The following is a 24,474-nucleotide window of genomic DNA, read 5'->3' as shown; positions in this document are numbered from 1 at the left end:
TTGCCCGACGGACGGACGGGGCGCGGCCTGACCCGCCGGTCAGACCGCGCCCCTTCGTCCGAGTCAGCCGGTTACCCCGCTGCTGACCACCCACTTCTGGTGTGCGCCGCCCGCGTACGTGCCGAGCTGGATCTGGGTGCGGTCGGCGCTGCTACCGCCGGCGGCCTCCAGGACCTTGCCGGACTGCGGGTTGCGGATCGACCCGTCGGCCTGCGGCTGCCAGACCTGCGCGCCGCTGCCGTTGCAGGTCCAGAGCTGAACCTTCGTGCCGTTGGCGGTACCGCCGTTGTCCACGTCCAGGCACTTGCCCAGCACCCGGTACGTGTCGCCGACCTTCGTCCACGACTGTGCCGTGGTGCCGTTGCAGGTCCAGAGCTGGATCTTCGTGCCGTCGGCGGTGCCCGCGTTGTCGACGTCCAGGCACTTGCCACCGACGCCGGTGATGGTGCCGCCGGTCGGCGGCGGGGGACTGCCCGGGATCGAGTTGAGCGTGTACCACGCCTCGGTGCTCCACAGCGACTGACCGCTGGTGGAGGTGAACGGGCGCGGTGAGCGCAGGTGCACCACCCTGCCCGCCTTGCGACCGGGCACCGTGAGGCTGACCTTCTTGCCGTCCGCCGAGAGGGTGGCCGCGGTGACGGTCAGGGTCTCCTCGTCGATCTTCGGACCGCCGTAGTTCGACGTCGCCACGTACCGCCACTGCTTGAGCTTGTAGCGCGCGGCCAGGTCGGTGGCGGTCGCCGTGGACACCGGCTGGGTGTACTCCACCTCGAAGCCGGTCGTGGTGGCGCGCATCGCGAGCATCTCGAACGTGGTGGCGGTGTTCGGGGTGAGCTTCTGCAGGCCGTACGACAGCTTGCCGGTCTGGCCCCAGTTGCCGCCCGCGCCGAGCCCGCCGACGTAGATCGCGCCGTCCGGGCCGACGTTGACCTCGGAGACGCCCGCCTCCAGGCCCTGGGTGAGTCGGAACAGCGCGCCCTGGTACTCGCCGTTGACCTTCTCCACATTCGCCCGTTGCAGGCCGCCGTAGGTCACGTCACCGATGACGAACTGACCGGCGTAGCGACCGCTGGTCAGGTAGAGCGGAGTGCTGGGCGAGTTGGCGATCTCGTTCTGCGGCATCCAGAGCACCGGTTGGGTGACCGGAGCGGTGTCGAACGGACCCGCCGGGTTCGTGAAGTGGTTGAAGAACCTGCCCTGCTTGACGTGCACCAGCTTCGACGAGGGCAGCCAGCCGCCCTGGTTGTCGGTGACGAAGATGCCGCCCTCCGGGCCCCAGCCGATGCCGTGTGGCGTACGCAGACCGCCGGCGACGTAGCTGACCGCGCCGGTGTCCTTGTTGACCTTCAAGGTGGTGCCCCGGTTGGTGGCGGGCTGCGGGTTGGTGGTGGCGCCACCGGAGTTGATCGACACCGACAGGTTCAGGTAGAAGAACCCGTCCTGGTAGAGCAGGCCGAACGCGAACTCGTGGAAGTTGCCGCCGTACGGCCAGGTGGCCACGGTCTCCAGACGCTCGGCCACCTCGTCACCGCCGGTGTTCACCAGCCGGGTCAGCCGCTGCTTCTCGGTCACGTAGACCACCCCGTCGACGACCTTGAGCCCCATCGGTTCCTTGAGGCCGCCGGCGATCTTCTTGGTGGTCACGTTGCCCGGGGTTGTCGACCCGCCGGTGTTGCCGAGGATCCAGACCTCGCCGTCCTGGGAGGTGCCGGACTGGTCGCTGCCGCCCCAGGTGCTGATGACCAGCCGGCCGTCGGCCAGCCAGTCCATGCCGGTGACCTTCGGCTGGAAGCCGCTGGGCCGCAGGTTGGTCAGGGTGTAGCCGGGGTGTACGCCGGTCAGCGGCAGGCCGTCACCGGGGGTGTCGGAGACACCCTCGCACTCCTTGCGTCCGGGTGCGGTCACCCGGACCACGCCGGCGTCGGTGCTCAGCGCCGAGTTCGGTACGACCACGAAGGTCGACGAACCGGGAGTCTTCCACTCCAGGGTGATCTGCTGCCCGCCCCCACGCTCGAAGTGGTCGATGCGCAGCGGGTGCAGGCCGGCGGTGAGGGTGACAGTGCCCTCTTTCGGCGGGGTCGCGCCGTGCAGGCCGTCATGGTTGATCACCACGGCGTTGTCGATCGACAGCTTGGAGCCGTCGTCGCTGCTGAGCCGGAAGGTGTAGCTGCCGGCCTGGGTGGTGGTGATGTTGCCGAGCACCTGCGAGACGAAGTTGTCCTCGAAGCCGAAGTCGGCCGCCGAGGTCCAGTTGATGGTGGACATCAGCTTGTCCACGTTCGGGGTCTGGGCGGGCTTGAGCGTGCACAACTCGGACAGCGGCACCTGCACGTCGAAGACGCGCAGCGTGACGCCCGGTTCCTGCGCGGGGGCGGCGTTGGCGGGGACGGCCCAGAGACCGGCGGCGAGGACGAGTGCCAGCGCACCCAGGACGGGATGGTGGAGTCGGCGTAGCAGGCGTGTGCCCATCGTTCCTCCAGGAGGCAGTGGAGTGTCCGACGGCCGGCGTGGATCAGCGGTGAGGATGACCGTCGGCCCGGCTCCGTAACGTCCTCGACGCCGACGAGTGACGTTGCGGAAACACCGGGTGGATGGCTCGGAACATTAAGGCGTTTCGATTGGACTGTCCATGGCTTCGCCTCGATACATCAAAAGTTTCCAATGTCCGTGCGAAAGTTCACGAGGGTACGCGAAGAATGCCCGGCTATTGGGACGGTCTATCGACGTCCCCGCCGCGCCGGGCCGCCGGACCGATTGCCGCTCTTCCGGGTCGGGTTGGCGGGCTTGCGGGTTGCGGCTCCGCCCCGGCCCGTGCCGCCAGCGGACCGCCGATCCACTGTGGATGCCCCGCGCGCCGAGGGCCGGCGACGGGCCGCCACCAGCACGATCGCCGAGACCACGACGACGATCAGGGCCGGGATCAGCCAGGCCGGGAACCCGCCGCCGCGTTGCTCCTGCGTGGCGCCGGCCGGGTCGTCCGCCGTGGCGCCGGTGGGGGCGACCGGGCTGCTGCTGGCCCCAGGGCTCGATCCCTCGCCCTCGGCCTGGGCGAGCAGCGCCGGATCCGGCCCCGCCGTGGGTGCCGACCAGCCGGCCGGGGCCGGTGTGCCCGGTCCCTGGTAGTCGAAGGTCACCTCGCCCCGCACCGCCTCACCGTCCGAGGCGACCGAGAGGTAGCTGGCGGTGTAGCGGCCCTTCGCCGGCCAGTGCGCGACGGTCACCATGGCCGGGAAGCCGGTGTGGTAGAGCCGCGGCTCGAACACGCCGTTGACCATGAAGTACTCGGTGACCGGCTTGTCCAGTCGCTTCGGCTCACCGTAGGACCACCCGTTGTCCACTCGCGACCCGTCCGGAGCGCTGATGGCGAAGTGCGCGTTGGAGGCCGGCTTCTCGGTGAAGTACAACGCCAACCGGGTCAGCGGCTCGCGTACGACAGTGCCCTTCAGCGGCGTGGAGGTCGCCAGCTGGCCGTGCGCGGACGCCGGGGCGACCGGCAGCAGCAACGACACCACCAGGGTCGCCGCCAGCGCTGCCACGACACGGCTCAGGACCTCACGCACAGTGACCAGCTTCGATCGCATCCGTTCATCATGGTCATTTCCCCGGCACCGAACAAGACGTAGAGTTCTCCTCCCCGACGATCAACCCGACACCCGTCCCCCTCGCGTCGTTCGGAGTCCGCCCGTGTTCGTCCGTACCCCCGCCGCCCGGACCGCCGTCGCCCTCGCCGCCGCCACCCTCGCCGCCCTGCTCCTCGCCGGTTGCGGGCAGGACGACGACCCCTCGGTGGCCACCCCCTCGACGGTGCCGACGTCCGCGGCCCCGTCGAGCGCCACCCCCACCGCGCCGGCCCCGACGGCCACCAGCACGCCCAGCGCCTCCGCCAGCACCACCGCGGTGGACCAACAGATCACCGTCACGATCGTCAAGAAGCGGGTCGATCCGCCGACCGGACGGGTCACCGTCAGTAAGGGCCAGCTGGTCCGGATCACCGTCACCTCCGACGTGGCCGACGAATTGCACGTGCACGGCTACGACCTGGGCGCCCGGCTGCCGGCCGGCACGCCCGGCTCGGTGGAGTTCCGCGCCGACAAGACCGGGCTGTTCGAGGTGGAGACGCACGACTCCGAGCTGGTGCTCTTCCAGCTCGTCGTCCGCTGAACGACATGACGGCCGCTCCCACGCTGCTGGCACACGGCGTCGGCGGCCGCCAGGACCTGCCGATCACGCTGCCGCAGCTCGTCGTCGCCGCAGCGCTGACCCTCGTCGTCACGTTCGTGGCGCTGGGCCTTCTCTGGCGCGAACCCCGGCTCGACCGGGACGCCACCGGCGGTCGCCCGGTGCCGCGGTGGCTCGCCCGACTCGTCGACGCGCCCCCGTTCCGGTGGACGCTGCGCGGGCTCGGCCTGCTCGCCGCCGCCTGGTTCTGCCTCGGTCTGCTGGGCGGGCCGGACACCGCGGACAACCCGACCGCCGGCGCGCTCTACGTGCTGCTCTGGGTCGGGCTGGCCCCGCTGTCGCTGCTGCTGGGCCCGATCTGGCGGGTGGTCAACCCGCTGCGTACGGTGCACCTGCTCGCGGCGCTGGCGGTGCGGCGCGACCCGAACCGTGGGCTCCGTGAGCTGCCCGACAGCGTCGGTTGGTGGCCGGCCGCCGCCACCCTGTTCGGGTTCGTCTGGCTGGAACTGGTCGCCCCCGACCGGGCCACCCTGCCGGTCATCACCGCCTGGCTGGCCGGGTACGCGGTTGTCCTGCTGGCCGGCGCGGTGCTGTTCGGCGCCGGCTGGTTCGACCACGCCGACCCGTTCGAGGCGTACAGCACAGTGATCGGTCAGCTCGCCCCGCTCGGCCGGGCCGCCGACGGCGTGCTGGTCTGGCGCAACCCGCTCGACGGGATCGCCGGCCTGCGACCCCGCCCCGGGCTGGTCGCCGTGGTGATCGTGCTGCTCGGCTCGACCATGTACGACAGCCTCTCCAACGCGCCGGGCTGGTTGCGCTTCAGCCAGGAGAACGGCCTGCACCCGGCGGTCACCGGCAGCGCCGGTCTGAGCCTCGTCATCGCCGCCGTCGCGGTGGCGTACCTCGCCGCCACCGGTGCCGCGGCGCGCATCGGTCGCGCCGACGGGGCCGAAGCCCGTGGGCTGCCGGGCGAGATCGCCCACTCCATCGTGCCGATCGCGGTGGGGTACGTGGTCGCGCACTACTACTCGCTGCTGATCCTGGAGGGCCAGCGCACCGTCGCGTTGCTCTCCGACCCCCTGGGCACCGGCGCCAACTGGTTCGGCACCGCCGACTGGGAACCCCAGACCGCGCTGATCACGCCCTCCGGGGTGGCGACCCTCCAGATCACCGTCATCATCCTCGGGCACCTGCTCGGTACGCTGCTGGCCCACGACCGCGCCCTGTACCTGTTCCCCCGGGCCCGGGCGGTGGCCGGCCAACTACCCCTGCTGGCGCTGATGGTCGCCTACACCGTCGCCGGTCTGCTGCTGCTCTACGCGGGGTAGCCCCGCCCGGGTGCTGACCCGTGCGTCATGATGGCCCGTGGACTCCGATCTTCAGCGCTACCTCGATGACCTCGTCAGCACCGCCCGCGACGTGCTCGGCGCCGAACTGGTCGGCGCGTACGCGGCCGGCTCGGTGGGGCTCGGGGCGTACCAGCCCGGCCGCAGCGACGTGGACGTGGCGCTGCTCAGCGTCGGACCGCTCACCGACGCCGCCAAGCAGACGTTGGTCGCCCGGCTGCGGCACGAGGCGCTGCCCTGCCCCGCGCGCGGACTGGAGTTGGTCGTCTACGACCGGGCGGTGGCCGCCTCCGGCACCCCGGAGCCCGGCTTCGAGGTCGAACTGAACACCGGGGCCGGCATGCCGTTCCGGCGCACCCTCGACCCCGCCGACCGCCCGGCCGCCGACGGCCGATTCTGGTACGGCCTCGACCGCAGCATCCTGCACCAGGGTGGACTCCCGCTGCTCGGCCCACCGGCGGGGGAGGCCTTCGCCGACCTCGCCCCGGCCGACCTGCGCCGGTTGCTCATCGACGCGCTGTCCTGGTGGTTGGCCCTGCCCACACCGCCGGGCGACCAACCCGCGCCCGGCACCGAGGACGCCGTACTCGGCGCCTGCCGATCGCTGGTGCGCCACCGCGACGGCGTCTGGTTGGCAAAGGTGGCCGCCGGTCAGCGGCTGATCGACGCCGGCGACCGGGCCGAGGTGATCCGTCAGGCGGTCGCCGCACGAAACGGCGGGCCGCCGCCCACCGGGGCGCAGGCCCGCGCCTTCCAACAACGGGTACGCGACGAGATCGCCGGGTAGCCCCGTTGCGCGGTTGCCGGGTGGGCCTCGCGGCGCTCAGCCAACCGCTTTTGGGACAAGGTCCAGGACGAGAAGGTCCATGGGCGGACCCCACGGCAGGACTGATGTGCCGACCTGCCGCCACCCGTTGCGCGCGTAGACCTTCCGTGCCCGGGAGCGGGGATCCGAGGCGAGAGTCGCGTACCGCTCCGAGCGGTCGGCGAGCAGCCGGCGCATCAGCTCCGCGCCGACGCCCTCGCCGCGGCGGTGCGGGTGGACGATCCACTCCATCACAGCCAGTTTCGCCGCCGCACGAATCTCGGCGGGCGGGTCGGCGTCGGCCCGGGACCACCAGTCGCCGGCCGACATGGTCCACCCGTAGGCGGCACCGACCAGTGACGCGTCCACGGCGACGGTGACGAGGGTGAAACCCGGCCGGTCGGCCTCCCCGGGCAGGCGGTCGCGGAAACGGGCCACCTGGTCGGGGCCTTCCTCGTACGGCGGCTCGGCGTACACACACTCGTACAAGTCGACAAGCGGTCCGAAGAAGCGGGCCGCGTCCCGGCCGTGGCTGGTGGTGTAGATCAAGCCCATGCCCGGATGCTAGACGCGTACCCGCTCTACCAACTCGCCGTAAACCGGCCGGTGTCGCTCGGCGTCGGGAACGGCGGCGGCAACCTGCCGGGCTACCGCCCGTACGAGTTCGTTGTGCTGTTCGGCGGGTAGCTGGTCGAGCAGGTCCGCGGCGAGGCGTAACCCGTCGGGGATGTACCCGTTGCGGCACAATGCCGCCGCCTGGTGCAGCTGCACCTGCGTTCGTAGCCGCTGCTGCGACGGCGGGTACAGCTCCAGGGCGCGGTGCTGTGCGGCCTCGGCGGCGTGCTGGTCACCGGCGTGGGCATACACCCACGACTCGGTGTGCCGAAGCCGGTGCTCTGGCCATCCCCACAGCGACTCCACGTCGGCGGTCACCGTGGCGGGCAGCTCCTCCACCCGGTCGGCGAGGGCGCGCACGCAGGCCACCGCCTCGGCGTGCCGGCCGCCAAGCGATAGTGCCTGCGCCCGGCCCGCGAGCAGCCCGCACGTCGCCGCCGAAGGCGTACCGTCGGTCAGCGGCAGCACCTGGTCGGCCAGCGCTATCACCGTGGTCGGTGCCCGACCGTCGTAGCAGCCGTTCACTACGTCCCACGCCCGGGTGAGCACCCGCGTGTCCGCGTCGCCGGATTCGTCGGCGATACGCTTCGCGCTGGCCCGCCACCTGCCGGCCAGCACGGTCTGCCCGCACGCGTTCAGGCTGAGCGCCACGATGACCGACAGGTGGCCAGCGGCGCGTAGCAGCAATGGACGATGGTGCTCGTCGGCGGCGGCGATCTGGTGCTGCAACACGGCCAGGTCCCGCCCGAGTTGGGCCATGAGTTGGTCGTGCGGTTGGCGGTAGTAGCCGCGTCCGTAGTCCGCGACTATCTCGGTCCACTCATCGAAGTCGACATCGACGGCGGCGCCGATCCCATGCCGCAAGGCCTCCCATCCCACCAGACGGTCCACTGCAGGCACCGCGGCGAGCGCGCCCATTGCCTGGAGTACCGACCGTCTGCGCACGTCCTTGTCGCCTGCCTGCTTGCTTCCGTACGCCTTCTCCAATGCACCACCAGCCGACAACGCGCGGTCGTAGGCGGCCACCACCGCCGGGTTGGTGGGGCGGTCGCCGCGTTCGATCTGTCCGAGATAGCCGAAGTCGTACGCCGTCAGCTCGGCGAACTTCCGCAGCGACCAGCCGGCGGCTTTGCGGTGCTGTCTGAGTGTGTCCCCGAAACCGTCCATCTCACCCCCGGCGTGTGGGCTCCCGTGTGGGCCCACTGCTCACGGCTGCCACACCCCGCAGCGTAGCGGCCACGCTACCCATGTCGGTCGATCTCGGGCGGCGTGAATAGGCGCGGCGGATCGCTGCCGGACGGCGTGGTCTGTCGTAGCCGCTGGATGTGGTGGCCGACCGCTATCTCGCTCTAGTCGGCCACCACACACAAGCCCTGGGGGCGGACATCATGAACTGGATTGGGAGAGCGGCGGCAAGGGATGCCGACGTGGAGGTGCCCGCCGGAACCAAGCTGTTCCTCCTGGCCGGGGAGTGGCTGTGCGAGCCCACCGTGCCAGCCCGACGAGACGAGGTGGTGATCGTCGTGGCCATCCGTCCGGGGCCGACCAGCGGCTGGGTCTGGGTGAGAGGGCACGTGTGCCGCCGCCATGACCCTCCGGACTGCGGCACCGGGTCCTGCTTCGAGCACCAGGTGCTCGCCTCGGCGATCCGCCTGAACCTGGCCGGCCAGCGGTGAGCGCGGATCAGCCCCTGGAGGTTGACACGGAGCGGCACGGACTCACGGCCCACCCGGTGCGCGACGGCGAGACACACACCCCGCTACGCCCGGTGTGGCGTTGCCGAGTGGACGACCAGCAGTGGCCCTGCCACGACGCAAAGCTGCTGCTCAGGGCGGAGTTCGATGACAACCCGTCGGGACTGACGATCTACCTGGCAGGCATGTTCTATGAGGCCACCCAGGATCTTCACCACCTCAACCCCTACGACGGACCCAGCCCGCGCGAGTTGTACGACCGCTTCGTGGCCTGGGGTCGGCGGGCCTCGCGGCGCTCAACGGACCGGGCTGGACTCCAGCGAGGCGAAGAGCAGGTTGAGACCCTCGGTCATGGTCGGGTGGGTGATGACCGCGTCCCGCAGTGCGGTCCACGGCATCCCGGCGAGCATGGCCAGCTGCACCGAGGTGATCACCTCACCGGCCTCGGCGCCGAGCAACGCCGCACCGAGGATCCGGTCGGTGCTGGTGTCGATGACCGCCTTCCACATGCCCTGGGTCTGGCGCAGGGTGCGCGCCCGGGGGATGGCGGCGACCGGCAGGTGGGCGACCTGGATGTCGTACCCGGCGCGGCGCGCCTCGGTCTCGGTCAGCCCGACCCGCGCCAGTTCCGGAGTGGTGAAGACCGTGTACGGGATCAGCCGGTCGGCGGTGCTGCGCTGGCCTCCGGCGAGGTTCGCCCGGATGATCCGGTAGTCGTCCAGCGAGACGTGGGTGAACTGTGGGCTGCCGGCGACGTCCCCGGCCGCCCAGGTGCGCTCGGCGCTGGTGCGCAGGTGTTCGTCGACCTCCACGAAGCCCCGCTCGCTGAGCCGTACGCCGGCCACGTCCAGGCCGAGCCCGTCGGTGACCGGTTCCCGGCCGGCCGCCACCAGCACGTCGTCCCCGATCACCACGCTGCCGTCGTCCAGCGTCACCCGCAGCGAGCCGTCGGCCTCCCGGTCGACCCGCGCGACCGCGACACCCACCCGTACGTCGATGCCATCATCGAGGAAGACGCGCATCACCGCGTCGCTGATGTCCGGGTCCTCGCGGGTGAGCAGCCGTGGACCACCCTCGACCAGTGTCACCGCGCTGCCGAACAGCGCGAACATCTGCGCGAACTCCACCCCGACGGTGCCGCCGCCGAGCACCACCAGGCGGGCCGGCAGCCGGTCCAGGTGCAGCAACTCGTCGCTGGTGAGCACCCCGGCCTCGGCCATCCCGGGCACCGACGGCAGATGGGGGCGGGTGCCCGTGTTGATCACCACGTCGCTGCCGCGCAGCAGTCGCGCGCCGCCGTCGGCGAGTGCCACCCGTACGGTTCGTGGGCCGACGAACTGGGCCTCGCCGATCACCAGGTGCAGGCCGGAGTCGAGGAACTGCTGCCGGTTGGCGGCGACCATCCCCTCGACCACGTCCTGCTTGTGCGCGCGCAACAGGTCGATGTCGACCCGGCCGCCCTCCACCGTCAGGCCGAGCGCCGACGCGTCCCGCAGCTGACGGGCGGCCCGGGCGCTGGTCACCAGCGCCTTCGTCGGGATGCACGCGACGTTGATGCAGCTGCCGCCGATCATGCCGCGCTCGACCATGGCGACCCGCTGACCGGAACGGGCGACGTCCATGCTCAACGTCTTGCCGGCCTTGCCGCCACCGACGACGAGCAGGTCGAACTCCTCCGGTTGGTCGGTCACCGGGCGCTCCTCTCGGTCACCGGCCAAGCCGGCGGCCACCGCTGGTGCGCGGCGGCCAACCCAGCCTGCCAGCCCAACCGGCTACGGCAACCCGGTTCCACGCAGAATCGCCCGCACCTTGATCGGTTCATGAGAAGTAGATCGCCGTGCCGCCGTGGCGAGCCCGGTGAGGGATCATTGCTGGATGCCTGAACTCCCGCTGCGGTTCCGTGCACGGGTCCGCCATGAGCCTGATCGCTCGTACGCAGTGCTGGTGGAAGGACCCGAGGGGGAGGTGCTGGTCGGCGTCACCGGCAGCCTGAGGGAGGTGAGCACTGTGGCACGCGAGGGTGCCGCCCGCCTGTTCGGTGTGCCGACGGAACGAATCGCCGAGGATCACCTGGACGTGGCGATCCCTCAGCCGCCGTATGGGCGCGACGGGCAGTGGGTGCGAATCGTCTCGGCAGGTGAGTCCGCCGCGCCGGACGACGCCGTCGACGTCGGTATGGCCGGACAGGCGCACTGGTTCGGCCACGAGGGCGCCTGGTTCGTCACGGTGGCCGGCTCCGGCACAGCCGTCCATCCCAGCGAGCACCTGGACTTCGCGCCCGTCCTCACCGACGAGGAGATCGCCGAGCTGCGGAAGTACCTCGATCAGTCAGCCCAGTCGCCCTCTTGAGTGGCCTGGTCATCGACCGACGACCGGCCGCCCGGCCCGGGCCCGTGCGGATCCGCTCCGGGCCCGGGTGCAACCGCGGCTGGGGTCAGTGCCGGGCGGCGCCGTTCTCGCTGACCGGCTGCCCGAAGGCCAGGAACGGTACGGGCGTCGGTGCGTCCGTGCCGATGTGCCGAGGGAAGGTCCGCTCGGCGTCGTCGGCGCCAACCTCCCGGGCCGCCGTACGTTCGGACGTTGTCGGCTCGTCCGCCACCGCCGGTGCGTCCGCACGCTCGTCGTTCGCCTGCTCCGCCGGGGACCGGTCACCATTGGCCTGTTCCACCGGGGTCAGGTCGGCGTAGCCGTTCTCGACCGGGCTCCGGTCGGCAGGTGCGGCGTTGAGCGGGGCGCGGTCGGTGGTGGCGCGATCGGCGTCCGCGTCGTCCACGATGGGTCGCTCCGCGGGGTGCCGGTCGACGCCGGCGCGGTCGACGTTGAGCCGCTCGACCCCTACCCGCTCCGGGGCGGGCCGGTCGGCGCTGGAGCGGGAACCCACCATCGGGTACTCAGCGGTCTCCGTACCGCCGGCTGCCGCGGCCATGACCGCGGCGGCGGCTAGGTCGGCCACCCGCTTTGCCTCCCGCTGTACGCGGGCGCGGACCTCCTTGGCGTGCCGCTCGGCGGAGTCGCCGGCCCGCCGGGCCTCGTCCAACCGGGCACTTTCGGCGGTCAGGTCCCGACGGACCTCACTGAGTCGCTGTTGCATCCGGGACAGCTCGTTCTCCAGCGTCTCGCCCTCCTGGCGAATCTCGGCGAGCTGCTGGCGGCCGGTGTCCAGCTCGGCGTTCAGCTCGGCGGCCTCCTGCCGGCGCTCCTCAAGCTCCTTCTGCAGGACGGCGAGCTGCTGCTGGTGGCTGGCGGCCTGCTCGTCGGCGCGGTTGCGCAGCTCGGTCACGTGCTGCTGCGCCTCGGCCAGCAGCGCGGCGATCTGCTGCTCGGTCGCGCTGCGCTCCTCGGCCAGTTCCTGCTCGGCGGCGGCCTGCTGTTCGGCGATGTCCTGCTCGGCGGCGGTACGCCGTTCGTTGACCTCTCGCTCCACGTTGGCCTGCCACTGGGCCATCTCCTGCTGGTGCTTGGAGCGGGCCGACTGGAGTTCCTGCTGGATCTGGGTACGGGCCGACTTCATCAGCGCGTCGGCGGCGACCCGGGTCTGGTTGAGCTGCTGCGCGCTCTGCTCGGTGATCCGCTTGGCCTCGTGCTGGGCGCGCTCGTGCGCGGCCTCACCGTCGGCCCGCAGCTGTTCGGCGTGCTCGCGGATCGCTGTCAATTCGGCCTCGGCCAGGGTGCGCCGTTCCTCGTGCGCCTGCTCCTGCTCGGCCCGCCGGGCGGCCAGCTCCTCGGCCAGATCCTGACGTGCCTGCGCGGCCCGCTCACGGGTGTCGGCGAGGATCCGCTCGGACTCGCTGCGCAGCTCGTTGGCCCGGTCGGTGGCCGACTCGGTGATGATGCCGGCCTGCTTCTCGGCGAGCGCCATGATCTCGCCGACCATCGGGCCCAGATCATGGAACGAAGCGCGGTCCACCTGCACGGGTTGCTCCTGAAGCTCGGCCAGCTCGGCACGCAGCCGCTGCACTTCGGCGGTCAGTTCACGGACGCGGACGGCGGAGCGCCCGTGCTCCCCGCTCAGCATCGCGATCTGGCCGTCCAGCTGCTCCAGGTGCCGGTCCACCTGGCGTTTGTCGTATCCGCGCAGGGCGAGCTCGAAGCTCGGCCGGGAGGCCGCATCGTCGCGTGCTGCGTGCGGCTCAGCGCCGATGGACATGCACCATCCTCCGTACGATCGGGGCGTCAGGGTCGGCGGTCGCCTGCCCCACGGGCCGTCAGTGTGGCGCAACGCTACCGCCGAGCGGACCTCATGCGAAGTCCTGCCCCACCACCTCTCACGTTGCCGTCCCGCGTTGCCCCGATCCCGCGCCGATCATGGACTCCTGGTGCCGGAAAGGTGGTGCTCCACCACCTTTGTCATCCACCACCACTCCATGATCGACGCAGGCCAACGTGGGATCCGTAGGGCGACGTGGTCGCGCGAGGTCAGCGTCGGCGGGCGACCAGGACCGCGTCGTGGTGGGTGATGTCCTCGCCGTTGGGGTTGGTGGCGAGACGGGAGCGTTCCTCCGCCGTCAGCACCTCCCAGTGGGCCGGCTCCAGATCGGCGGCCACGTCCTGCGCGGTGTACATCGCGTCCGGCATGTGCATCCGGTGCGCCGACCCCCACAGATCGGATGGGTGGTGCCCGACGATCAGCAGGACGCCGCCGGGTGCCACCGCCGCGGCCAGCCGGCCGAACAACTCCCGCCGCGCCGCCGGTGGCAGGTGCATGAACTGCGCGGACACCAGGTCGTACGCCTCCTCGGTGGGTGGCTTGTCCCGTAGGTCGGCGTGGGTGAACTCGATCCGGTCGCCCACGCCGGCGGCCTCGGCGTGCGCGGCGGCCCGGCTCAACGCCGTGGTGGAGATGTCCACCGCCGTCACCTGCCAGCCGCGCTCGGCCAACCACACCGCGTCGGCGCCCTCGCCGCTGCCCACGTCCAGGGCGCGCCCCGGGGCCAGGTCGGTGACCTCGGCGACCAGCTGCGGGTTCGGCCGGCCACTCCAGACCGAGGGGCGGGACTGGTAACGCTCCTCCCACGCCGGTTCCTCGAACGTCGTGGCCACCATCTGCCGGTACGCGGACACCGCGCCGCGGGTCTCCTCGGCGATGAGATCGGCGTTGATCGCCGCCGCCGCGTTCAGGCCGGCCGCGGCGGACGTGATCACCTGACCGCGGATGTCGGCCACGTTGCCCGCCACCCAGACACCACTGACGGTCGTCGCGCCGGTGGCGTCGGTCGGGATCTGGGCACCGATGACGTGCTCACCCATCGTCACCTCCTCCGGGGCCAGACCCAACCCCACCAGCATGTCGGCGCGGGGAGTCAGCCGCGTCGCCACCACGATCGCGTCGAGCGCCACCACCCGGCCGTCGGCGAGCCGTACGCCGGTCAGCGCGTCGTCGGTCACCTCCACCGAGGCGACCGGGCCGGGCACCACAGCGATGCTGCGGGCGGCGAGCCGCTCGGCGGTCTCCGCGTCCGGCGCCGGGGAGTCGTGCAGCAGGAGCAGCACGCTGGGGCTCCACTGTCGCCACATCTCGGCCTGGTGCACGCTCAGCGGGCTGGTCGCCAGGACGCCGATCCGGCGGTCCCGAACCTCCCACCCGTGGCAGTACGGGCAGTGCAGCACGTCGCGACCCCACCGCTGGGCCAGGCCGGGCACGTCGGGCAGCTCGTCGGTCAGACCGGTGGTCACCAGCAGCCGGCGGGCCCGCACCGATTCCCCGCCGTCGAGGCTCAGCCGGAACCCGTCGTCGTCCCGGGTCGCGGCCTGCACCCGCCCGGTGCGGAACTGCCCGCCGTACCCGGCGACCTCCGCCCGGCCGATCGCGAGCAACTCGCCCGGCGGCGTCCCCTCCCGGCCCAGGTAGTTGTGGATCCGGTCAGCCGGCGCATTGCGCGGCTCACCGGAGTCGATCACCAGCACCGACCGTCGGGCCCGGCTCAGCGCCAGGGCTCCGCTGAGTCCTGCGGCACCGCCACCCACCACCACCACGTCATATGTCTCGTCCACCGCTATATCTCCCTCTTGCTCTGTCGGCTGCGCCCACCATCCGTCGCCGTCGGCAAGGTGGCAACTATCCTTGCCGTTATGGCAAACGAGGACAGCGCCGCGCTGGCGGCCGTCGGCCCCCGGCTGCGTGCCCTGCGTCACCAACGCGGGACCACGCTGACCCAGCTCGCCGACCTGACCGGCATCTCGGTGAGCACCCTGTCCCGGCTGGAGTCCGGTAGCCGCCGGCCCACCCTGGAGCTGCTACTTCCGCTGGCGAGGGCCTACCAGGTGGCGCTGGACGAACTGGTCGACGCCCCCGCCACCGGCGACCCCCGGGTACGCCCCAAACCGATCATCATCCACGGCGTGACGTACCTGCCGCTGACCCGCCGACCGGGCGGTGTCCAGGCGTTCAAGCAGATCTTCCCGCCGGACCCGTCCGCCGGGGGCCGAATCCCGCAGGCCCACGAGGGGTACGAGTGGCTCTACGTGCTCTCCGGCCGGCTACGCCTGCTGCTCGGTGACCGTGATCTGACGCTGACCCCGGGGGAGGTGGCCGAGTTCGACACCCGCATTCCGCACCTCTTCTTCAACCCCGGCCCCGGCACCGCCGAAGCCATCAGTCTCTTCGGGCCGCAGGGGGAGCGGTTGCACGTCCGCGCCCGCCCCGCCACGCCAGACAAGCAGCAGTGATCATCTCGGCTTCCGTGACGGGTACGGCGGGGTCGTCGGTGCGAAGATGGCCTGATGATCGATGCGGCATCCCGAGGTTGGACCGACCGGGTCGAGCACCGCGACATCGTCGTCAGCGAGGTCCCGGGCTTCCGCCCGCTGACGTTGGACCTTGCCGTGCCGGCCGGGGCCGCCACACCAGCCCCGGTCCTGGTGTGGATCCACGGTGGCGCGTGGTTGTTCGGCTCGCCCAAGCACCCGGCGGACTGGCTCATGGAAGTCGATCCCTTCACCGCCGCCATCCGCGCCGGATTCGCTGTCGCCTCCGCGCAGTACCGACTCAGCGGCGAGGCGCACTTCCCCGCTCAACTCGACGACGTCACGGCGGCGGTGCGCTGGCTGCGCCGACACGGCGACACGGTGGGCGTGGACCGCGAGCGGATCGGGGTGTGGGGTGAGTCGGCCGGTGGGCACCTGGCCTCGATGCTCGCGCTGACCGGGGACGACCAGGACGACAGCGGCGTCCGGGCGGCGGTCTGCTGGTACGCGCCGTCGAACCTGTTGACCATGCAGTCGCAGGCACACCCGTCCGGAACGATCGACCACGACGCGGCAGACTCGCCCGAGTCACTGCTGATCGGCGCCCCGTTGGCCGAGAACCCGGGGCTGGGCCGGGCGGCCAGTCCGATCACCTACGTCACCGACCAGGCCCCACCCATGCTGCTGATCCACGGCGACCAGGACCTGGTCGTACCGGTGGGGCAGAGCGAAGAACTCGCCGCAGCGTTGACCGCGGCGGGTGCCGAGGTCGAGCTGTCGGTGGTGCAGGGCGCCGACCACTGTTTCGCCGGAGTGCCGCTGGAACCGCTGATCCGCGACACCCTGGCGTTCTTCACCCGGGTCCTCGCCCCCGGGACCGGGGTGCTGCCGCCTCACTAGGGTGACCCGGTGACCGCCTACGACGTCGCCGCCAAACTTCCCGACATCGACCTGCTGCGGCAGCGCTGCAAGGCGCTGGCCGTGCTCGAACGCATCATCGACGGTGGGGATCCCTACTACGGCTACACCTCGAACTGGGGCACGGACGAGGCGGCGCTGATGAGCAACGGCAGCGGCGATGAGTGGACCGTCGTGTTCACCGCCGACGGCGCCTTCATCCGACTCTTCGATCATGAGTCGGCGATGTCGCCGTACTGTCATCCGGACCACGAGCTGTGGCCGGGCCTGATCGACGGTGTACCGGAGGTGCTGCGTCCACAGGTGACGGAACCCGCCTTCTGCGACGAGGACGGGCAACTCGTCGCGACGACAGTGCTGTGGCGACTGGCGGGGGACGATCGCTGGCACGCCGGGAACGGCATCGCCTTCCCACCCCCGAGCGGGCCCTACGACGACAACGGCCCGGACGGGTCCGGGCTGCTCGACATCCTGTTCGACGACATCGTCGACCGCTTCGTCGAGTTCGCCGGCGACTACTACGAGATGACTGTGGACCGGGCGGCAGTCGAGCACGTCGTCGCCCATCGACCGCTCACCGACACCGTGACAAGGGCCCTGAATCCGCAGCTCACCGTCGCCGACCTGCGGGTGGACCTCACCGAGATCGGCTACCCGATCGCCGGGGACGGCGCCGCGACGGTAGAGGTCGGACCCCATGGCGCGTTCTCCGCGAACAGCGTGGGACTGGACCGCGCGCCCTTCCCGTTGAGCTTCAGCGTTCGCGAGACAGGCGGCTCCTGGATGGTGACCGCGACCGCGGCGCAGGCCGCCGAGCTGGCCGACGTGCTCATGCTCGCCGGGAACGACACCATCATGGTTGTCGGCCTGGAGACCAACAGCTTCCTGGATGAGGAGTATCAGCAGTGGCGGCCGTCGCGGATCGCGGCGGAGCAGGGCGTCAGCTTCGAGGTGCACCAGGTCGCTGCGCTGGCGGCCGGGGTCGTCGGCCTGAGCGAAGAGGCAGTGCTGATCCGCCGGGAGCAGCTGCCCCGGTTCCTGGCCGGCTGGTACCCCTACAACCTGACACTCGTCGACGTGCCGGCCACGCCTTCCGCCGCCCAGGTCGACGAGATGATCGTCGTCATCGGAACGGCCACGTACGACGAGCCGGTCCTACCCGCGCTGGCAGGCTCACGCGTGTTGTTCTCCGGGCACGACGACTGCTACGTGGCTGTCGAGACGACGGACCGCGCGGTGCCTGCGGCGGTCCTCGGCCGGCTCCTGGCCCTGCTTGTCGGCTCGGCGCTTGTCGATACCACGATGGTGGAGGTGACGGCGCCCGACGTCGAGACCGTGCAGAGGCTGATCGAGGAGAGCCGGCATTGGATCGGCGAGTTGGGCACCGCGACGCCGGGCTCGGTGACTGTCGATCTGCACGCCACATCCGAATCGTGGCGGCTCGGCCAGTCGGTCCCGAAGAAGGTCGACCGCAGGATGGTCTACGACGTCGCGAGCAGGGCCTGGCGGCTGACCGAGGTGGTTGCGCCACTGCCGAATCAGTGACGTCGACCGTCGTGACGTGGTCGTGACGTGCCGCGAGGGCCGGACCGGTTCCCCTCCGGTCCGACCCCCGCGCTAGGCGCGGATCCTGCGCTGCCGGACGACCAGCAGCAGCGCCGCGCCCAGGAGCACCGCCAGCACGCCGGCACCCATCCAGAGCCCGGCCGGGAACGACGAACCGGTCACCGGGAGCTTGCCCTTCACCGGGATGGTGATGGTGGACTCGGGTGAGACCGGCGCCGGGCCGTCCGGCGGAGTGCCGGTCGCCGTCGCGGTGTTGCGCAGCGACCCGTGGTGGTAGTCGGCCTTGCTGACCGTGTACGTCGCCGTGCAGGTCACGGTGGCGCCGGCCGCGAGGGTGACGGCGCCGTTCGGGGTCCGCTCCGGACCGCAGGTGATCGGGCCGAGGTTGGCCGCCGAGGCCGGCGCGGTCAGGGCGTCGGTGATCGTCACGCCGGTCAGCGGCACCTGACCGGTGTTGGTGACCACGAACTGGAACGGCACGTGCTGCCCCGGTCGGACGATCTTGTCGGTGCTGCTCGACTTCACCACAGTGATCGCCGCGCCCCGGGTGGCCGTGACCTCGGCCGAGGCCGGCGCGGAGCGTACCGGTGCGGGTGGGTCCTGCCCGGGGATGGTCGGTGGCGTGCCGGCCGCGATGGCCGAGTTGGTGATCCGACCGGCCTCGATGTCCGCAGCGGTGACCGCGTAGGTCGATGTGCAGGTGGTGCTCGTCCCGGCGGCCAGGGTGACCGCGCCGCTGGCGACCGGCGGGGTGCCGCAGGTGATCGTCCCGGGCGTTCCGGTGCCGGAGAAGTCGGTCTCGTCGACAGTCACCGCGCTGAGCGCTGTGGTGCCGGTGTTGCTCACCACGAACCGGTACGTGACCACGTCACCGGCGGCGGACACCACTGTGGGCGTCACCGACTTGGTGATGGTGATCGCCGGGTGCGGGATCGGGATGTCCACCGGCGACGGTGGTGAGACCGGCGGCGGCCCGAACGGGGGCGTACCGGTGGCCGTGGCGACGTTGCGCAGCGACGAGCCGGTGAAGTCCTCCGCGGTCACCGTGTAGGTCGCCCGACACTGGATGGACGCGCCTGGCGACAGCGTCACCTCACCGTTCGGGGTGTCCTGCGGACCGCAGGTGATTTCGCCGAGTTCGCCGCGCGGGGACGGCGGCAGCACGGTGTCGTTGACGGTCACGTTCGTGAGGGTGAAGCCGCCGGTGTTGACGACCAGGAAGGTGTAGGGCACCTGCTGGCCGGGTGCGGTGATCGTGACAGTGGTCGACGACTTGATCACGTCGATGCCAGCGACGAGCCCGCCCTCCGGAATGGTCAGCGTCGAGGGCGGCGAACTCACCGGCGTCTGGCTACCCGGCGGTGTGCCGTGTGCGGTGGCCGTGTCGGTGACCCCGTCGTTGTCCAGGTCCGCCTGGGTGACGGTGTAGGTGGCGGTGCACGCCGTGGACTCACCCGGTGCGAGTGTGGCGGTGGCGCAGGTGATCGGGCCGAGGTTCGCGTTCGACGAGGGCGGTGCCTGCACGTCGGTGACGTTGACGTTGGTCAGGGTGAGTCCCCCGGTGTTGACCACGTGGAACCGGTAGGGCACCTGCTGCCCGACCGCACCGATCGAGGTGACCTCGGAGACCTTGACCACTGAGATCGCGGCGACCAGCCCAGACTCCGGGATCGTCAGCGTGGACGGCGGTGAGTCGACCGGCGTCTCACTGTCCGGAGGTGTGCCGTGTGCGGTGGCGACGTCGGTAACCGCGTTGTTGTCGAGGTCGGCCTGAGTGACGGTGTAGGTGGCGGTGCAGGCTGTCGCCTGGCCGGGCGCGAGGGTGGTCTGTGGGCAGGTGATCGGGCCGAGGTTCGCGTTCGACGAGGGCGGGGTCTGTGCGTCGGTGACGTTGACGTTGACGTTGGTCAGCGTCACGCCGCCGTTGTTGACGACGAGGAACTGGTAGGGCACCGGCTGCCCGGCCGAGGTGATGGATGTGGTGGTGGACGATTTCACCACCGAGATCGACGGTGTGACGTCGGCCGCCGGAATGGTCAGCACGACCTGGTCCGAGTCCACCGGCTCCTCGGTCCCCGTCGGGGTGCCGTGCGCGGTGGCGATGTCGGTCAGCTCGTCATGGTCCAGGTCGGCCTGGGTGACGGTGTACGTCGCGGCGCAGACGGTGGTCGCACCGGGCGCGAGGGTGGTCTGTGGGCAGGTGATCGGGCCGAGGTTCGCGTTCGACGACGGCGGGTCCTGTACGTCGGTGATGTTGACGTTGTTCAGGGTGACGCCGCCGGTGTTGGCGACCAGGAAGCTGTAGGGCACCTGTTGGCCCACCGAGCTGATGGCCGCGGTGGTGGACGACTTGATCAGTGAGATGGCCGGGAAGACGTCACCGCTCGGGATCGTCAACGTCGACGGCCCCGATTGGACGGGCGTTCCGCCACCGGGCGGGGTGCCCTGCGCGGTCGCGGTGTCGCGTACGAAGCCGATGTCCAGGTCGGCCTGGCTGACCGTGTAGGTGGCGGTGCACGCCGTCTGCGCGCCGGGCGCGAGGGTGGTGGCGGCGCAGGTGATCGGGCCGAGGTTCGCGTTCGACGAGGGCGGTGCCTGCACGTCGGTGACGCCGACGTTGGTCAGGGTCAGCCCGCCGTTGTTGACGACGTGGAACGAGTACGGCACCTGCTGCCCGACGGTGCTGATCACATTGGTCGTGGAGGTCTTCACGACCGCGATCGAGGCGACCAGGCCGGTTTCCGGCAGCATCAGGGTCGAGGGCGGCGAGTTCACCGGGGCGCCACCGCCGGGCGGGGTGCCGTGTGCGGTGGCGGTGTTGGTGACCCCGTCGTTGTCGAGGTCGGCCTGGGTGACGGTGTAGGTGGCGGTGCACGCGGTGCGTGCGCCGGGCGCGAGGGTGGTGGCGGCGCAGGTGATCGGGCCGAGGTTCGCGTTCGACGAGGGCGGTGCCTGCACGTCGGTGACGTTGATGGCGGTCAGGGTGAGCCCGCCGTTGTTGACGACGTGGAACGAGTACGGCACCTGCTGCCCAACTGCGGTGATGGACGCGGTGGTGGAGGTCTTCGTCACCGCGATCGATGGGGTCAGCCCGGCTGCGGGGACGGTAAGCGTCGACGGCGGCGAGGTGACCGGCGTACCGCCGCCGGGCGGGGTGCCCCGCGCGGTGGCGACGTTGGTGACGCCGTCGTTGTCCAGGTCGGCCTGGGTGACCGTGTAGGTGGCGGTGCAGATGGTGGTCGCGCCTGGCGCGAGGGTGGTGGCCGCGCAGGTGATCGGGCCGAGGTTGGCGTTCGACGACGGCGGGGTCTGCACGTCGGTGACGGCCACGTTGCTCAGGGTCAAACCGCCGGTGTTGGCGAGCAGGAACCGGTACGGCACCTGCTGCCCGACCGACGTGATCGACGTGGTGGTGGACGACTTCACCACCGTGACGGCGGCGGCGAGCCCCTGGGCCGGGATGGTCAGGGTGCTCGGTTCGGAGACGACAGGTGGACCCGTGGGTGGGTTGCCCTGTGCGGTGGCGACGTTGGTGACGCCGTTGTTGTCGAGGTCGGCCTGGGTGACGGTGTAGGTGGCCGTGCAGGCGGTCTGTGCCCCGGGAGCGAGGGTGGTGGCGGCGCAGGTGATCGGGCCGAGGTTGGCGTTCGACGACGGCGGGGTCTGCACGTCGGTGACCGAGATGGTGGTCAGTGGGACGCCCCCGGTGTTGACCACGTGGAACGAGTACGGCACCTGCTGACCGACGCTGGTGATCAGCGTGGTGGTGGACGACTTGACCAGGGCGATGTCGGCCGGGGTGGCGCCCGCGCAGGACAGGGTGGTGCTGAACGGGAAGTAGTGGATCTCGCCGCCGCGGTGGTCCAGCGTACGGGTGATGACGCTGCCCTCGGTGTTGCTGGAGGAGAGGTCGGTGAGGCTGGCGTTGGGGGCGTAGATGGTGCCCTCGACGGTGGCGGCGTTCGGGGTGAGGGTGAGCGCGGTGGCGGTCGGGAAGTTGAACAGGATGTAGCGCGCCTGCGGTCCGCCGATCCCGGCGAAGTTCGGGGCGGTCCAGGCGAAGGTGTTGCCCACGCCGCTGGTGTCCACGTTGACCAGCAGCGGGGTGTCGGCGGTCGGCTGGCCGGCGAAGGTCAGGATCTGGATGTTGGCCAGGTCGGCGGCGGTCAGGTTGAGCACGTTCGTCACGCCCGGGGTCAACGTGACGACGGCGTTGCTGCCCGGTGGGATCGGTCGGGGCAGCACGTCACCGTTCGGCGTCCGCAGCACCACCGTGTTGTCGCAGGTGGCCAGGCCGGCGGTGGTATCCCGGAAGGCGGCGAACGCACCGGCGAAGTTGATCGGCGAGGTCGGCCCGACGCTGGGTACCGGCTGCCGGGTGACCAGCTCCACCCGGGGTGAAGCGTCGTAGTCGTTCGTCGGCAGGATCCGGGTGTTGACCTGGGCGCCGTTGTTGTCGGTGTTACGGACGAAGGTGCCGGTCAGGTTGCCGACCTTGGCGTAGCCGTTGGAGAGCACTTGGAGGCGGGTGCCGCCGACGCTGCCGGCGAAGTTGACCCGTCCACCCACGACCAGGGCGCTGGGGTTGGCGTCGCCGGGCACCACGAACGATCCGGCGGTCGCCCCGGCGAGCTGGTAGTTGCCGAAGGTGAGATCACCGCCGACGGCGAGGGTTCCCTCGTTCTCGTCGTTGTTCACCGTGGCGTTGCCCTCGGTCATCACGCCGAAGCTCAGCGCCTCGGCGACCGGGTCGACCGGTCCGATGGCCTCGTCGACGGCGACAAGCGTCGGCCTGATCGGGGCGGGCGCGGTAGGCGCCGGCACCAGCAGACCGTTTACCGCCAGCACGCCCGCGACGGCGGACAGCGCCGCCGCCCGTGACCTGCGGCTACCCCACCACGAAATCCTCATCACGCCCCCGTTGGTTCGAATGTGCCAGGGGAGCGTACCGAGCCATTTGTTAGGTTCTGACGCTTTTGTCCGTTTGCCCGATGGTCCACCGGCGACGCCGCTGACTCGCACCTCGACGGTGCGCCGACCCGCAGCCGGAACGGTAGGAGCCGTCCGTGCCGACCGTCAGCGGCTCTGCCCCGAGTGGAGCGGGACGCCGCTGCCGGGCGAGGGGTCGGCGGCCAGGCCACCGGTGATGGGGGAGGGCCGGAAGCCCCTGACGACCAGCCAGATGCCCAGCGACAACTCCCACAGGGCGATCGGCATGGTCAGCAGGGCCGACGCAGGCGACACCTGTGCCCAGAAACCGAACATCGTGGCGACGAAGGTGACGGTGAGCAGGAGGGCTCCGACGAACCCGAGCACGGGAAGGACCCGCGGCACGAGGCGGGACTGGTACAGCAGTGGGCCCAGGAGGAGAGCGTTCACCGCCGGCAGGAAACCCTGCCCGGTCAGGAACGTCCAGTCGTGCAGGGCGATCAGGGCCTCACCGGTGGCCTGCGCCTCCGGGTCAGGTCCGGCCTGCCGCACGGTCACGAGCGACATCATGAGGACGATGCCGCCGATGATGGTGGCCGCCTCCAGGACCCGGACGCCGGCGAAGCCCAACGCCAGTGCCTCGTTCTGCCGTTTGACGACCGGGTACAGCACGACCGCGGTCCCGATGCAGGCGAGGGCCACCACCATCTCCAGGACACCGCCCCAGGCCACACCCGTCTCGGATCCCGGGCCGACGACGGACTCGGGATCGAGCACTGTCGCGTACAGACCGAGGATCGGGATCGAGACAAAGGTGAGGAGGTGCAGCAGGCCTGCTGTGAGCGCGGTCTTGCGTAGCGGGCTCATCACGAGCCCCCGCGTCCCGCCCCGGGGTGTGCGAGCGCCGAAGGCGTCTGCCGGCCGACAATCGCCGGTGCCTCGTGAACGAGCTCGTCGTCGCTGAGAGCGTCGACCATGAACAGGGCGAAGTCCACTCGACGGGTGCGGTTGCTCTCAAGGATGGGGTCGCCCACGTGCCTACTCCAGACCGGGAGACCCTGGCTGTCGCCCTCTTCCAGGTCGCTGCCTCGGACGACGGTCCATCGGGTGTCGCTGTCGAACACGCGACGGCAGGCATCCACCTGATCGTCGAGGTCCGCGAAACGAGCGAGTTTCGCCAGTGGCCCGGCCACCTTCACGAGCGCCCTCAGCTTCCAGGAGTACACGTCTCGGCCGTCCTGGGTGATGTGCCATCCGCAGGAGAACACGAGGCGTGCTCCGGGACGTGCGTGGTCGAGCACGGCCTGGGCTGTGCCAGCCGAATAGTGGTTGACCCCGCGCGGCACCAGCACGGTCAACACCCCGTCGCACCCGGCAACCGCGCGGCCGATGACGTCGCGGTCGTTTGTCGCTCCCGGAATGACGGTGATGCGGCCCTTGAACGCGTCGAGCTTTCCCACGCTGCCCTCTCGGCATACGCCGACGACCTCGTAGTCGCGGTCAAGCGCGTGCCGCACCATGTACCGCCCGAGCTTTCCAGAGGCACCGACAATGCAGATCTTCGGCTTGGTGGGTTGTCCGGCGCCATTGCCTACCTGTGCGGTTTCCATGGCTCTTCTCTTCTTCTTGCCTACTGGATCGGCGAATGACGAAAAGGCACAAACTGGAGCCGCGTGAAGGGATTCTGGCCAGGTCAAGCGGATTAGCGGTACGGCTGGCCACTCGATCTGGACCGTAC

General features: G+C 70.8%; 18 protein-coding genes and 2 pseudogenes. 9 read left to right on the top strand and 11 right to left on the bottom strand.

The window, feature by feature from the left end:
• Positions 1-63 precede the first annotated feature (63 nt).
• Both GA0070561_RS10310 and GA0070561_RS10305 read right to left on the bottom strand, forming a co-directional pair.
• A complete protein-coding gene (locus tag GA0070561_RS10310; protein ID WP_091398873.1) occupies positions 64-2,469 on the bottom strand; it encodes an RICIN domain-containing protein in 2,406 nt (801 codons plus the stop codon).
• A 248-nt stretch (positions 2,470-2,717) separates the two neighbouring features.
• A complete protein-coding gene (locus GA0070561_RS10305) occupies positions 2,718-3,581 on the bottom strand; it encodes a copper resistance CopC family protein (protein ID WP_091398871.1) in 864 nt (287 codons plus the stop codon).
• A 103-nt stretch (positions 3,582-3,684) separates the two neighbouring features.
• On the opposite strand from GA0070561_RS10305, the gene GA0070561_RS10300 reads away from it, so the two are divergent.
• Genes GA0070561_RS10300 through GA0070561_RS10290 form a run of 3 tightly spaced genes read left to right on the top strand, consistent with a single transcriptional unit; the run spans position 3,685 to position 6,312 of the window.
• The gene (locus tag GA0070561_RS10300) at positions 3,685-4,161 is read left to right on the top strand and encodes a cupredoxin domain-containing protein (RefSeq protein WP_091398869.1); all 477 of its coding nucleotides are present in this window, start codon (positions 3,685-3,687) and stop codon (positions 4,159-4,161) included.
• Between the two features lie 5 nt (positions 4,162-4,166).
• Positions 4,167-5,507: a hypothetical protein gene (locus tag GA0070561_RS10295; RefSeq protein ID WP_091398867.1), complete on the top strand. Its 1,341-nt coding sequence runs from the start codon at positions 4,167-4,169 to the stop codon at positions 5,505-5,507.
• A gap of 37 nt (positions 5,508-5,544) precedes the next feature.
• Complete coding sequence (locus GA0070561_RS10290) at positions 5,545-6,312, top strand: nucleotidyltransferase (RefSeq protein WP_091398864.1); 768 nt, start codon at positions 5,545-5,547, stop codon at positions 6,310-6,312.
• Between the two features lie 36 nt (positions 6,313-6,348).
• Here the strand turns inward: GA0070561_RS10290 and GA0070561_RS10285 are convergent, their stop codons facing one another.
• Together GA0070561_RS10285 and GA0070561_RS10280 are read right to left on the bottom strand one after the other, a co-directional pair.
• Positions 6,349-6,885: a GNAT family N-acetyltransferase gene (locus GA0070561_RS10285; protein ID WP_091398850.1), complete on the bottom strand. Its 537-nt coding sequence runs from the start codon at positions 6,883-6,885 to the stop codon at positions 6,349-6,351.
• A gap of 9 nt (positions 6,886-6,894) precedes the next feature.
• Positions 6,895-8,112 (bottom strand): helix-turn-helix domain-containing protein, encoded by a 1,218-nt coding sequence (locus GA0070561_RS10280; RefSeq protein WP_091398846.1) that lies wholly within the window; start codon positions 8,110-8,112, stop codon positions 6,895-6,897.
• Between the two features lie 260 nt (positions 8,113-8,372).
• On the opposite strand from GA0070561_RS10280, the gene GA0070561_RS10275 reads away from it, so the two are divergent.
• Positions 8,373-8,621 carry a hypothetical protein gene (locus GA0070561_RS10275; RefSeq protein ID WP_091398843.1) on the top strand — a complete coding sequence of 83 codons (249 nt, stop codon included), beginning with the start codon at positions 8,373-8,375 and terminating at the stop codon, positions 8,619-8,621.
• A 14-nt stretch (positions 8,622-8,635) separates the two neighbouring features.
• Positions 8,636-8,923, top strand: a pseudogene (locus tag GA0070561_RS34165) (hypothetical protein); the annotation flags it as partial.
• A gap of 12 nt (positions 8,924-8,935) precedes the next feature.
• On the opposite strand, the gene GA0070561_RS10265 reads toward GA0070561_RS34165, so the two are convergent.
• On the bottom strand, positions 8,936-10,330 hold the full coding sequence (locus tag GA0070561_RS10265) for a dihydrolipoyl dehydrogenase family protein (RefSeq protein WP_091398841.1): 1,395 nt from the start codon (positions 10,328-10,330) through the stop codon (positions 8,936-8,938).
• A gap of 184 nt (positions 10,331-10,514) precedes the next feature.
• On the opposite strand from GA0070561_RS10265, the gene GA0070561_RS10260 reads away from it, so the two are divergent.
• Entirely contained in the window at positions 10,515-10,988 is a 474-nt protein-coding gene (locus tag GA0070561_RS10260) for a hypothetical protein (RefSeq protein WP_141710347.1), read from the top strand.
• Between the two features lie 85 nt (positions 10,989-11,073).
• On the opposite strand, the gene GA0070561_RS10255 is transcribed toward GA0070561_RS10260, so the two are convergent.
• Both GA0070561_RS10255 and GA0070561_RS10250 read right to left on the bottom strand, forming a co-directional pair.
• A complete protein-coding gene (locus GA0070561_RS10255; RefSeq protein ID WP_091398838.1) occupies positions 11,074-12,786 on the bottom strand; it encodes a coiled-coil domain-containing protein in 1,713 nt (570 codons plus the stop codon).
• Between the two features lie 269 nt (positions 12,787-13,055).
• Positions 13,056-14,630: a bifunctional NAD(P)/FAD-dependent oxidoreductase/class I SAM-dependent methyltransferase gene (locus GA0070561_RS10250; RefSeq protein WP_091398836.1), complete on the bottom strand. Its 1,575-nt coding sequence runs from the start codon at positions 14,628-14,630 to the stop codon at positions 13,056-13,058.
• Positions 14,631-14,708: 78 nt separating this feature from the next.
• On the opposite strand from GA0070561_RS10250, the gene GA0070561_RS10245 reads away from it, so the two are divergent.
• Genes GA0070561_RS10245 through GA0070561_RS34160 form a run of 3 tightly spaced genes read left to right on the top strand, consistent with a single transcriptional unit; the run spans position 14,709 to position 17,786 of the window.
• Positions 14,709-15,305, top strand: a complete 597-nt coding sequence (locus tag GA0070561_RS10245; protein WP_091398834.1) for a helix-turn-helix domain-containing protein — start codon at positions 14,709-14,711, stop codon at positions 15,303-15,305.
• A gap of 54 nt (positions 15,306-15,359) precedes the next feature.
• A complete protein-coding gene (locus GA0070561_RS10240; RefSeq protein ID WP_091398821.1) occupies positions 15,360-16,223 on the top strand; it encodes an alpha/beta hydrolase in 864 nt (287 codons plus the stop codon).
• Positions 16,224-16,232: 9 nt separating this feature from the next.
• Entirely contained in the window at positions 16,233-17,786 is a 1,554-nt protein-coding gene (locus GA0070561_RS34160) for a hypothetical protein (RefSeq protein WP_244166140.1), read from the top strand.
• Between the two features lie 72 nt (positions 17,787-17,858).
• Here the strand turns inward: GA0070561_RS34160 and GA0070561_RS34155 are convergent, their stop codons facing one another.
• The 4 genes and pseudogenes from GA0070561_RS34155 to GA0070561_RS10220 form a co-directional block, all read right to left on the bottom strand.
• Positions 17,859-21,236 (bottom strand): DUF7507 domain-containing protein, encoded by a 3,378-nt coding sequence (locus GA0070561_RS34155; RefSeq protein WP_425255895.1) that lies wholly within the window; start codon positions 21,234-21,236, stop codon positions 17,859-17,861.
• Positions 21,237-21,347: 111 nt separating this feature from the next.
• Positions 21,348-22,718: pseudogene (locus GA0070561_RS34150) on the bottom strand (choice-of-anchor A family protein); the annotation flags it as partial.
• 165 nt (positions 22,719-22,883) lie between these two features.
• Entirely contained in the window at positions 22,884-23,603 is a 720-nt protein-coding gene (locus GA0070561_RS10225; RefSeq protein ID WP_091398816.1) for a DUF4386 domain-containing protein, read from the bottom strand.
• Positions 23,603-24,346: an NAD(P)-dependent oxidoreductase gene (locus GA0070561_RS10220; protein ID WP_091398814.1), complete on the bottom strand. Its 744-nt coding sequence runs from the start codon at positions 24,344-24,346 to the stop codon at positions 23,603-23,605. Before GA0070561_RS10220 ends, GA0070561_RS10225 begins: the two co-directional genes overlap by 1 nt.
• Positions 24,347-24,474 lie beyond the last annotated feature (128 nt).

This window comes from Micromonospora saelicesensis (assembly GCF_900091575.1).
GTDB classification, from domain to species: Bacteria; Actinomycetota; Actinomycetes; order Mycobacteriales; family Micromonosporaceae; genus Micromonospora; species Micromonospora saelicesensis.
This window is presented reverse-complemented; position numbering and strand designations above follow the sequence as displayed.

What these genes read in the sequence shown, in the direction of transcription:
- GA0070561_RS10255 (WP_091398838.1), bottom strand. Translation starts at nt 12,786, where the DNA reads ATGTCCATCGGCGCTGAGCCGCACGCAGCACGCGACGATGCGGCCTCC.
- GA0070561_RS10220 (WP_091398814.1), bottom strand. Translation starts at nt 24,346, where the DNA reads ATGGAAACCGCACAGGTAGGCAATGGCGCCGGACAACCCACCAAGCCG.
- GA0070561_RS10260 (WP_141710347.1), top strand. Translation starts at nt 10,515, where the DNA reads ATGCCTGAACTCCCGCTGCGGTTCCGTGCACGGGTCCGCCATGAGCCT.
- GA0070561_RS10310 (WP_091398873.1), bottom strand. Translation starts at nt 2,469, where the DNA reads ATGGGCACACGCCTGCTACGCCGACTCCACCATCCCGTCCTGGGTGCG.
- GA0070561_RS10280 (WP_091398846.1), bottom strand. Translation starts at nt 8,112, where the DNA reads ATGGACGGTTTCGGGGACACACTCAGACAGCACCGCAAAGCCGCCGGC.
- GA0070561_RS10240 (WP_091398821.1), top strand. Translation starts at nt 15,360, where the DNA reads ATGATCGATGCGGCATCCCGAGGTTGGACCGACCGGGTCGAGCACCGC.
- GA0070561_RS10245 (WP_091398834.1), top strand. Translation starts at nt 14,709, where the DNA reads ATGGCAAACGAGGACAGCGCCGCGCTGGCGGCCGTCGGCCCCCGGCTG.
- GA0070561_RS10295 (WP_091398867.1), top strand. Translation starts at nt 4,167, where the DNA reads ATGACGGCCGCTCCCACGCTGCTGGCACACGGCGTCGGCGGCCGCCAG.
- GA0070561_RS10305 (WP_091398871.1), bottom strand. Translation starts at nt 3,581, where the DNA reads ATGCGATCGAAGCTGGTCACTGTGCGTGAGGTCCTGAGCCGTGTCGTG.
- GA0070561_RS10225 (WP_091398816.1), bottom strand. Translation starts at nt 23,603, where the DNA reads ATGAGCCCGCTACGCAAGACCGCGCTCACAGCAGGCCTGCTGCACCTC.
- GA0070561_RS10285 (WP_091398850.1), bottom strand. Translation starts at nt 6,885, where the DNA reads ATGGGCTTGATCTACACCACCAGCCACGGCCGGGACGCGGCCCGCTTC.